The sequence below is a fragment of the Flavobacterium sp. genome (assembly GCF_044341185.1).
In the GTDB taxonomy this organism is placed as follows: Bacteria; Bacteroidota; Bacteroidia; order Flavobacteriales; family Flavobacteriaceae; genus Flavobacterium.
Window position 1 is genome coordinate 1 of sequence record NZ_JBIISE010000043.1, and the last position, 11007, is coordinate 11007.

General features: G+C 30.6%; 7 protein-coding genes and 1 pseudogene. 2 read left to right on the forward strand and 6 right to left on the reverse strand.

Annotated features, from left to right (window positions below):
• Together ACIQZ1_RS08690 and ACIQZ1_RS08695 are read right to left on the reverse strand one after the other, a co-directional pair.
• Nucleotides 1-375 (reverse strand): annotated as a pseudogene (locus ACIQZ1_RS08690) (glycoside hydrolase family 25 protein); the annotation flags it as partial.
• Complete coding sequence (locus tag ACIQZ1_RS08695) at nucleotides 375-1115, reverse strand: CDP-alcohol phosphatidyltransferase family protein (protein ID WP_396160576.1); 741 nt, start codon at nucleotides 1113-1115, stop codon at nucleotides 375-377. The gene ACIQZ1_RS08695 and the pseudogene ACIQZ1_RS08690, both read right to left, overlap by 1 nt.
• Nucleotides 1116-1258: 143 nt before the next feature.
• On the opposite strand from ACIQZ1_RS08695, the gene ACIQZ1_RS08700 reads away from it, so the two are divergent.
• Entirely contained in the window at nucleotides 1259-2302 is a 1044-nt protein-coding gene (locus tag ACIQZ1_RS08700; RefSeq protein ID WP_396160582.1) for a PorV/PorQ family protein, read from the forward strand.
• Between the two features lie 53 nt (nucleotides 2303-2355).
• Complete coding sequence (locus ACIQZ1_RS08705; RefSeq protein ID WP_396160577.1) at nucleotides 2356-3459, forward strand: DUF4105 domain-containing protein; 1104 nt, start codon at nucleotides 2356-2358, stop codon at nucleotides 3457-3459.
• 71 nt (nucleotides 3460-3530) lie between these two features.
• Here ACIQZ1_RS08705 and ACIQZ1_RS08710 read toward each other — a convergent pair whose 3' ends face one another.
• From ACIQZ1_RS08710 to ACIQZ1_RS08725, 4 genes are all read right to left on the reverse strand, one after another.
• Nucleotides 3531-6308 (reverse strand): bifunctional aconitate hydratase 2/2-methylisocitrate dehydratase, encoded by a 2778-nt coding sequence (locus ACIQZ1_RS08710; RefSeq protein ID WP_396160578.1) that lies wholly within the window; start codon nucleotides 6306-6308, stop codon nucleotides 3531-3533.
• Nucleotides 6309-6567: 259 nt separating this feature from the next.
• Entirely contained in the window at nucleotides 6568-7521 is a 954-nt protein-coding gene (locus tag ACIQZ1_RS08715; RefSeq protein WP_396160579.1) for an AAA family ATPase, read from the reverse strand.
• A gap of 43 nt (nucleotides 7522-7564) precedes the next feature.
• A complete protein-coding gene (locus tag ACIQZ1_RS08720; protein ID WP_396160580.1) occupies nucleotides 7565-8947 on the reverse strand; it encodes a peptidylprolyl isomerase in 1383 nt (460 codons plus the stop codon).
• Nucleotides 8948-8965: 18 nt separating this feature from the next.
• Entirely contained in the window at nucleotides 8966-10936 is a 1971-nt protein-coding gene (locus tag ACIQZ1_RS08725; RefSeq protein ID WP_396160581.1) for a peptidylprolyl isomerase, read from the reverse strand.
• Nucleotides 10937-11007 lie beyond the last annotated feature (71 nt).

Here is an 11007-nt window from a genome sequence, read left to right on the forward strand (position 1 = left end):
GAAGTTTCTATCCACTTTTTTACTTCCGGCTGTAGCCCGAACCACTACAAACTTAATTTCAAATTGCTCCTCAATTGCTTCAAGATTTTCCCAATCAATAGTGCCTTGATATTGAGAAACATCTATACCGAAAATTTTACCTTCGTGATTGGCTACGATTTCATTTATTCGTTTATCTTCTAATTTTCTCTGATTTGCAGTTAGTTCGGTGTTTTTAATTTTAAATCCCAAATAATATAAAAACACCTCTTTTTTCTGATACACAAAAACAATCGTACACAATAACAAAAAAAGTCCAAGAATCCATTTGAAAGATTTCGGACTAATTAAAGTTTGTTTTTTTCTATTAGAAGTGTATCTTCTTCTGGTTGCCATTATACTTTCTTACCCAACATATTATTTACTACCGATAAAATCACATATAATAAAATGATAATCGGAGTCGCAATGAATTCTAACAAGACTATTAAAATCAAAGAAAGGATTAAAAATACGACTTGCATTTTATATTTTTCCCAACTGAAACTTTTTACTTTTAATGAAAATAAAGGAATTTCTGCATTTAATAAATACGAACTTAAAACTGTAACCCCTACTAAAACATAAGGATTACTTAAAAAATCAACCAACCATTCAAATTCCGAATGAAACTGAATCATTGGAATACTCATAATTAACAAAGCATTTGCTGGTGTTGGTAAACCAATAAACGAATCCGTTTGACGCGTATCTACATTAAATTTAGCCAATCTATAACAAGACGCTAAAGTGATTAAAAATCCTAAATACGGTACAACACCCATATAATACGTATCTTCTGTTAAATTATATTGCGATTGATTTTCCTGAATATCACCAAGCATTTTATACATTACCAATCCTGGCACAACGCCACTGGTAACCATATCTGCTAAAGAATCTAATTGTAAGCCAATTGGACTTTGAACTTTCCAAATTCTAGCAAAAAAACCATCCCAAAAATCGAAGAAAATACCTAAACAAACCAATGAAAAAGCTTCATTATAATTACCATTAAATGCATGAATTAAAGCCAGTAAACCTGCTAATAAATTCAACAAAGTGATGGCGTTTGGAATGTGTTTTTTGATACTCATGAAATACGTTTTTCTTTAATATGAATTTTCTATAGCAAATGTAAACAATAAATTGAAAGAATTTGAGTTTATTAAATAAGAAATTATGATATTTGTTGTAAGATTTAAATGATTTGAAAAAAATAATAGTAACCCTCGTGCTTTTGACTTCTACGTCATTTTTTGCACAAACTATACGTAAATATTCCAATGAATTTTTAAACATTGGTGTAGATGCTGCTGCTTTAGGTATGAGTAATGCAGTAACCGCACAAACATCCGATGTGAATTCAGGATATTGGAATCCAGCTGGGATTTTACAATTGGAAGACAAACAAATTGCTTTAATGCACGCGAATTATTTTGCAAATATTGCTCAATATGATTACGCAGGTTTTGCAATGCCAATTGACGACCGAAGTGCTTGGGGAATTTCTTTAATACGTTTTGGTGTGGATGACATTTTGAATACCACTCAATTGATTGATAGTCAGGGAAATATTGATTACAACAGAATTTCTCTTTTTTCTACTGCCGATTATGGTGTAACGTTTTCTTATGCCCGAAAATTACCCATACAAGGTTTTAATTATGGTGTAAATGCAAAAGTAATTCGAAGAATTATTGGCGATTTTGCCTCTTCTTGGGGTTTTGGGTTTGATGTAGGATTACAATTTCAAAATAAAAACGATTGGAAATTTGGTTTAATGTTACGAGACATCACCACAACATACAACACTTGGACCATCAACGAAGAAGAATATGAGAAAATAAAAAATGCGGTTCCAGGAGAAAATCAAGAATTACCTGAAACAAGTGAAATTACCCTACCAAAAGCACAATTTGGATTGTCAAAAAAATTCGAATTTCATTACGATTACACCTTAACTACCGCAGCCAATTTGAATATGGAATTTGCACAAACTAATGACATCATTTCTACCAGTATGGTAAGTATTAATCCTGCTGTTGGATTTGAATTTGGCTATATTGATTTGGCTTTTTTACGAGCTGGTGTAGGGAATTTTCAACAAATTACACAAATTGACAATACAAATAAAGTGAGTTTTCAACCTAACATTGGTTTAGGATTTAAATACAAAGGCATTCAAGTAGATTACGCCTTAACTGATTTAGGGAATCAAAGTGCAGCACTGTATTCTAATGTCTTTTCCGTAAAGGTAGATTTAGGAATTTTTAGAAGATAAATTTTTGAGAATATAGATATTAGACTTTTATTAGTCTTCAAAAAACAATTAATATGCTAAAAAAAATACTATTCTTATTACTTCCCATTATTAGTTTTTCGCAAAACGTAATTTTATCGGACAATGCGAAAGTTAGTATTTTAACTTGCGGAACAGCGCCTGTTTCTTACGCGATGTATGGACACACTGGAATTCGAATTACAGATAATGTAAATCAACTTGATGTGGTGTATAATTATGGTGCTTTTGATTTTACAACGCCGAATTTTATGATGAAATTCGTAAAAGGTGATTTACAATATTTTGTAACAAGCGAAAATTACTACGATTTTGAATACAATTACAAATTAGACGGCAGAAGTATTGTAGCACAAGAATTGAATTTAACTACTGCTCAAAAACAACAACTTTTGAATGAACTTAATAGCAGTCTAACTTCCAATGAACGCTTTTATACGTATAAATTTATTGATAAAAATTGCACAACAATGGTTGTAGATAAAATTAATAAAATTTTAGGTGAAGAAATTTTAAAGCAACCAAAATCAGAACAAAGTTATAGAGAAATTTTGTATCCATATATGTCAGATTTCTATATGAAATTAGGGATTCAAATTATTTTTGGAACTAAAGTTGACCTACCCGCTACGCGCCTATTTTTACCATTAGAATTTGAAAAAGTGTTAAATACCGCTACTCAAAACGGAAAAAAAATCGCAAAACCTTCTGAAATTTTAAATGAAGAAACCATTACAAAGCCGTTTTCATATATAAATTCTATTTATTCTTTATTAGCTGCGGTAATAATTTTGATTTTAATAAACAAAAAAGGAATACAAATTACCTATTTTATTTTCGCTGGGTTATTAGGGTTATTTTTCAGTTTAGTAGGATTCTATTCACTTCACGAAGAAATTTTATGGAATTACAATATTTTGTTATTTAATCCGCTATTGTTGATGTTTGCTTTTTTCTATTGGAAAAGTAATACTTCTAAAATCATTTTATTTGGACAAATATGCATTGCTTTTACGCTGATTTATTTAATTTACATTCTTAGTAAAGTGCAATTACTAATTGTATTACCAATTGTAGCATTGCATTTGTTTTGGATGATTAAAATTGTAATGAAATATAAAAAGATGAAAACTCAATAGATTTTCATAAATTATTAAATAAAAAAACGCCAAGCTTTCACTTGGCGTTTTTAGTTTATATAAAGTATAAATTAATTCGTTAATAATTTATGTGAAGGTGCAAACTTTGTTAAGTTGATTCCTTCTACTGCTTTTTGGTATTCTTCAATGGTTGGTGTTCTTCCTAAAATTGTAGATAACACTACAACTGGAGTTGAAGAAAGTAAAGATTCTCCTTTTTTACCTTCAGCATCTTCCACAACTCTTCCTTGGAATAAACGTGTAGAAGTAGCCATTACCGTGTCTCCTTTTGAAGCTTTTTCTTGGTTACCCATACAAAGATTACAACCTGGTCGCTCTAAGTATAACATATTTTCGTATTCTGTACGCGCTGCAGCTTTTGGAGCATTATCATCAAATTCAAAACCAGAATATCTTTGTAACACTTCCCAATCACCTTCTGCTTTTAATTCGTCAACAATATTATAGGTTGGTGGAGCAACTACTAAGGGTGCATTAAATTTAACTTCTCCTTTTTGTGCTTCCACATTTTTAAGCATTTGAGCTAAAATTTTCATATCACCTTTGTGAACCATACAAGAACCGATAAATCCTAAATCTACTTTTTTGGTCCCTCCATAAAAAGATAACGGACGAATTGTATCGTGTGTATAACGTTTCGAAACATCTTTATTGTTTACATCTGGATCTGCAATCATAGGCTCTGCGATTACATCTAAATCTACAATAACTTCTGCGCTATATTTTGCATTAGTATCAGGTCTTAAAGCTGGTTTATCACCTGATTTAATTTCTGCAATTCGTTTATTTGCTTTATTAATTAATCCTTGAAGGACTTGATTATGATTGTCCATTCCTTTATCAATCATAATTTGAATTCTTCCTTTTGCTATCTCTAATGATTGAATTAACGTATCATCTTCAGAAATACAAATAGATGCTTTGGCTTTCATTTCTGCAGTCCAATCTGTAAATGTAAAGGCCTGATCAGCAGTAAGCGTTCCTAAATGTACTTCAATAATTCTTCCTTGAAACACATTTTCACCACCAAATTGCTGTAACATTTGTGCTTGAGTAGCGTGAACCACATCACGGAAATCCATATATGATTTCATAGTACCTTTAAAAGTAACTTTTACAGATTCTGGAATTGGCATTGACGCTTCACCTGTTGCCAAAGCTAAAGCTACAGTACCTGAATCTGCACCAAAAGCAACACCTTTAGACATACGAGTATGCGAATCACCACCAATAATAATGGCCCATTCGTCAATAGTGATATCGTTAAGAACTTTATGAATAACATCTGTCATGGCGTGATATACACCTTTTGGATCACGAGCCGTAATTAATCCAAAATCGTTCATAAACTTCATTAATTTAGGAATATTTGCTTGTGCTTTTTTATCCCAAACTGAAGCGGTATGACAACCTGATTGATACGCTCCATCAACAATTGGTGAAATAACGGTCGCAGCCATAGATTCTAATTCTTGAGCTGTCATTAAACCCGTTGTATCTTGTGAACCTACAATATTTACTTCTACACGAACATCAGAACCTGCGTGTAATACTTTTTTAGAAATCGTTCCAACAGCATTTCTATTGAAGATTTTTTCAACAGCTGTAAGACCTTGTCCGTCAATTGAGATTTCTTTTGAAGGCGCATATACTAGAGGCGCTTCAATACCAAGTGTTTCAGCTGCAAAAGTTTGAATTTTCTTTCCAAAAACAATAGCATAAGAACCACCGGCTTTAATAAATTCTAATTTTTGAGGTGTAAAGGCTTTAGAAATATCAATTAATTCTTTATCGCCGTTGTATAATTTTTTTGTTTTTGTGTTTATGGTAAGAACTGTTCCTGTAGCTACAGAATACACTTCTTCTAAAATTGGATCTCCACTTTCATTACGAACAATTTCTCCGTTTTCGTCAGTCTTTTTTACCCAGTTTTTCAAGTCTAAACCAATACCGCCAGTTACATCTACAGTTGTAAGAAAAATTGGAGAAATTCCGTTTGTTCCTGCAACAATTGGCGCAAAATTCACAAAAGGAACGTAAGGACTGGCTTGTTTACCTGTCCAAAGTGCCACATTATTTACACCTGACATACGAGATGAACCCACACCCATTGTTCCTTTTTCGGCAATTAACATTACAGATTTGTCTGGATGTTGTGCTTGTAAGGCTTTAATTTCTTCTTGAGCTTTTGTTGTTATCATACACTTACCGTGTAATTCTCTATCAGAACGAGAATGAGCCTGATTACCTGGAGAAAGTAAATCTGTAGAAATATCACCTTCACCGGCAATATAAGTTACTACTTTAATTTCTTCAGCTATTTCTGGAAGTTTGGTAAAAAATTCTGCTTTTGCGTAGCTTTCCAAAATTTCTTTTGCAATAGTATTTCCGTTTTGGTAAGCACTTTTTATACGATCTGTATCGGCATCATAAAGATAAACTTGTGTTTTTAAAACTGCCGCAGCTTCATTCGCAATGTCAATATTAGTTCCTAAAGCTAAGTCTAATAACACTTTTATTGAAGGCCCACCTTTCATGTGAGATAATAATTCGAATGCGAATTTTGGAGTAATTTCATTTACTACAGATTCACCAAGAATAATTTCCTTTAAAAAATTAGCCTTTTCAACTGCAGCACTTGTAGTTCCTGGTAATGTATTATAGATAAAAAACGAAAGTGAATCTTGTCTGTTTTCATTAGTAACATCTTTTATTTGAGCAACAATCGCTTTAAGTAAATCAGCGTCATCAATTGGTTTTGGATGCAATCCTTGACCTTTTCGTTCTTCAATTTCTTTGATGTACTCTTTATAAATATTTGTTTCCATATCAAAATTATTATGATAATTTATTAATCTGTTTTAAAACTGATACAAATTTAACCAATTCTTTTTAGATTAAAAAATTTATAATAAAAAACGACAATACCGAAATTATTATTTGTAATTATTCAATTTAAATGAATTTAATTCAAAAATAAAACAAAAAAAGGGTAATTATTTAGGAATTCTTAATTTAAATAAATTAAACTACGAAATTCGAAAAAAACGATAGTGTATTTTGCCAAATTGACAAAACAGAGAAGTGTTAAAATAATTTTCTGATGATATCTTCTTCAGAGATTCCTTCAGCATCTGCCTTGTAGTTTTTTACAATTCTATGTCGTAAAATTCCAAAAGCTACTGTTTGAACATCTTCAATATCTGGAGAAAATTTACCGTTAATAGCGGCGTTAGTTTTTGCTGCTAAGATTAAATTTTGAGATGCTCGGGGACCTGCTCCCCAATCTAAATAATTTTTAACAAAATCTGGTGCTAATGGATTATTTGGTCGGGTTTTAGAAACTAAAGTTACCGCATATTCAATTACATTATCTGTTACAGGAATCTTTCTAATTAAATTCTGATAAGAAATAATTTCTTCAGCAGTAAACAATGGATTTATTGTTGTTTTCAAATCTGAAGTTGTAGCTTTTACTACTTGAACTTCTTCTTCAAAAGTTGGATAATCTAAATTTATGGCAAACATAAAACGGTCTAATTGTGCTTCAGGCAATGGATAGGTTCCTTCTTGCTCAATAGGGTTTTGAGTAGCTAGTACAAAAAAAGGTAAATCTAATTTAAAGCTTTGTCCTGCAACTGTAACCGATTTTTCTTGCATTGCTTCTAATAAAGCGGCTTGCGTTTTTGGTGGCGTTCTGTTAATTTCATCGGCCAAAATAATATTGGAAAAAATTGGCCCTTTTATAAATTTAAAATTACGCGTTTCATCTAAAATTTCACTCCCTAAAATATCGGAAGGCATCAAATCTGGAGTAAACTGTATACGCTTAAAATGCAAACCTAAAGCTTCTGAAATAGTATTTACCATTAATGTTTTCGCTAATCCAGGCACACCAACTAACAAAGCGTGTCCGCCAGAAAAAATACTTAATACAATCTGATTAACTACTTCGTCTTGACCTACAATAACTTTAGCAATTTCTTGTTTTAATTGCTTTTGCTTACTTACTAATTTTTCAATTGCTGCTACGTCTGACATCTTTTTAGGTAAAGGGTTTAGGGTAAAAGGTATAGATTAATAGTTATTTTTTTAACCAATTATTTTCAAAAGTACATTCTTTATAATCGTTACTTACTTTAATATAATTTTTTTCGATTTTTTCAGCCATCCATTTTCCAATTTCTTGGAATTGTTTATCAGAAAGTGCTAATTCTTTTATTTTAATATAATCTGTACCATAATCTGCTTTGTGCTCTACTGTTTTCTTATTAACTTTAAGTATTTTAAAAAACTTTGTTCCTTGTCTTTCTTGGTCTAAAAGCACTTTAGACATTTCACCTTGAACCAAGCCGTTTACTTGATTATATAAAGCAGGATCTAATTTTGAAATTTCAAAACGAGGCTCAGATGACCGTGGATTTAATATTAGTCCACCGTTGTTTTTTGTGTCTTTATCATCTGAAGAAGCTTTGGCAGCGTCTTCAAACGTAATTTCTCCTTTTTCAATTTTTTCACGTATTCCATCAATTTTATCTGATGCTTCTTTCATAGCTTTAGAGGTTACTTTTGGGCTCACTAAAATATGTCGTAATTCGATATCTTGACCAATAATTTTTTCTACAAAAATAATATGAAAACCAAATTCTGTTTCAAAAGGTTCTGATATTTCTCCTTCATTCATACGAAAAGCCACATCTTTAAATTCTTTTACAAACTGTGTTTTTTTATTCATTTTATAATATCCACCATTTGAACTTGAACCCGGATCTTCAGAATAAATTACAGCTTTACTGTAAAAACTTCCTCCATTATTAATAACATCATTTCTAATTTCTTTTAATTTATCAATAGCTTTTTGTTTATCTTCTTTAGAAATTACCGGTTTCACTACAATTTGAGACAATTCAATTTCTGCACCAATTGTTGGAATTTGATCAGCTGGAATTTTATTAAAAAACTGTTTTACTTCATCAGGTGTTACCGTAATTTCATCCACAATTTTACGCTGCATTTGAGACGTTAACTTGTTTAATTTAATGATTTCGAAAAAATAACTTCTAAAATCTTCCTCGTCTTTCTTCTTATAATATTCAAACAATTTTTCTTTAGAACCAATTTGTTCTACCATAGTATTCATTTGGCTATCCATAAAAGAATTTATTTCTTCATCAGTAACCACAATACTATCTTGAACCGCTTGATGTGCATATAATTTATCTTCTAATTGCTTACCTAACAATTCACATCGTGTAATTTTTTCAGTATCCACACCTTGCGTTTTTAATTCTAAAAGCATTAAATCTATATCAGAATCTAATACAATGTAATTTCCTACAACAGCTGCTACACCATCTACTTTTTGCTTTTTTTGTGCAAAAGTAATTGATGAAAATAATAAAAAAGCAAACGCTAAAAGATTGGTTTTATTTGTGAATTTCGAAATCATTGTTTGTATTGGCATCATTGGTTATTTCTGTTTTTATTATTTTAATTGCTGTTTTACATTTTCAAAAACTGCATTATTAATACTTATTTTAAATTCTTTTTTTAACTCATCAACCCAGGTCGACTCTAAATATTGTTGGTAATCGTTAATTACTTTACTTTTGCAGTCTTCTAAGGCTTTTGTTTCTGCAGGTTTGGTATTTTTTACATGAACAATAAAACTATAATTTGCATCTTTATACGTATTGTTTGCACCTACCGTTAAATTTGGAATTTTATCTAAAATATCATAATTTTTTTCAAATAAACCAGATTTCACCATAATAGCTACTTTATCATTTTTATTTAATTTCGATTTGATATACTCAATACTTTTTCCTTTTCTTAGCATTTTTTGAGCCGATTCAATAACGGTTGCATCCGTTGACGACAAAATATCTACATCAAATCGTTCTTTCCAATTGTATTTAGATTTATTTAAATTATAGAAGTTTTGAAGCCCAATAGTATCTGTTTTTGATTTATCCCAGATTTCTTTTTCCATTAAATCAAACAACAACAAACCATCTCTGTATTCGTCCATAACATTTTTGAAATCAGGAAATTCTTGCTCTAAATTATCAGTATAATAGGCAATTAATTGTTCGCCTTTCCACGATTCAAATAATTCGGATACTAATTTCGTAACCGGTTTAGTTGAAAGCTTATTTTTTTGTTGCGATTGAATATAGCTTGCAAAAGTCATTGTAGGCACTTTTTTTGTTTTGTCAATAACAAGCAAATCGTCTTTTATTGAAATATCTTCTTTTGGAAGTTCCCACGTTTGACTATAAATGGCTTCCGTAACCGTTTTTTCTATATTCTTATATTGCGTTTTGTTTACTTCTTGAGTATATTTAGATTTTAATTTATTTGCCAATGTATTAGTAATAATTATCGAACGTTCGTCTCTTTTAATTTTATTTTCTAATTCAGATTTTGAATCGGCAAATGATTTTACTGGATGCTTTTCTATTAATTTTACAATGTGCCACCCAAAACCTGATTCAAATGGTTGTGAAATATCTCCGCTTTTTTCCAATGAAAATGCTACACTTTCAAAAGCTTCAGAACTTAATTGTCCTGTGCCAAAACGTTGTAAAACACCACCTTTAACAGCAGTAGATTTATCTTCGGAAAATTGACTTGCTAACGCTTCAAAACTTTCACCTTGTAGTAATTTTTTCGAAATATCATCAATCGTTTGTTTGGCTTTTAACTTGGCTTCTTCTTTAGCATCAGACGGATTTAAAATCATAATATGTGCCACAGTAACTTCGCCTTTATTGTCTCTAACATCTGTCACCTTAATTAAATGATAGCCAAAACGTGTACGAACCGGGTTTGAAATTTGCCCAACTGCTGTTTTATATGCAGCCGACTCAAAAGGATACACCATTCTAAAAGCTGAAAAATAACCTAAATTACCTTTGTTATCTGCAACGGATGGATCTTGTGAATTAGCCACTGCGACAGATTCAAAACTTTCCCCTTTTTCTATTTGTTTTTTTAACGCTAGTGCTTTATTGTAAAACGCCAACGTATCTGCACCTTTAATACTTTCATCAAAAGAAAGCAAAATATGTGATGCTTTTACTTCTTTTACACTTCTATTATAAGCTTCTTCAATTAATTTATTGGTAACTTTTGAATCATTTAAATACGATTTAGAAAGCTGATTTCTATAAGAATTTAATTCACTTTGATACTTTGTATTATTTTGCAAGCCTAATTTATACGCTTTATTCACTTTTAATTTATAACCAATAAATAATTCTAAATATTGATTTAAATCTTTTTGCGAATCGTCTTTAACTAAATCTAAATTTTTAAGATAAATTCTTTTAAATTCATCAATTTTATATTCGTTTGAATCAATAGTAAAAAGCACGTCTTTTGTTGTGTTTTGAGCTATTGAATTAAAGCAAATTGTTAAAAATAAGACTAAAAAAAAGTTTTGAATTTTCATTTTTTTAAATTGGTTTTGTTTGCAACAAGCAAAAATAGGAAATGATTACAATTAAACAACTAATTGAAGCT

Bases quoted from the DNA above. Each gene is read 5' to 3' on its own strand.
- ACIQZ1_RS08695 (WP_396160576.1), bottom strand. From the start codon at position 1,115: ATGAGTATCAAAAAACACATTCCAAACGCCATCACTTTGTTGAATTTA.
- ACIQZ1_RS08705 (WP_396160577.1), top strand. From the start codon at position 2,356: ATGCTAAAAAAAATACTATTCTTATTACTTCCCATTATTAGTTTTTCG.
- ACIQZ1_RS08710 (WP_396160578.1), bottom strand. From the start codon at position 6,308: ATGGAAACAAATATTTATAAAGAGTACATCAAAGAAATTGAAGAACGA.
- ACIQZ1_RS08715 (WP_396160579.1), bottom strand. From the start codon at position 7,521: ATGTCAGACGTAGCAGCAATTGAAAAATTAGTAAGTAAGCAAAAGCAA.
- ACIQZ1_RS08720 (WP_396160580.1), bottom strand. From the start codon at position 8,947: ATGATGCCAATACAAACAATGATTTCGAAATTCACAAATAAAACCAAT.
- ACIQZ1_RS08725 (WP_396160581.1), bottom strand. From the start codon at position 10,936: ATGAAAATTCAAAACTTTTTTTTAGTCTTATTTTTAACAATTTGCTTT.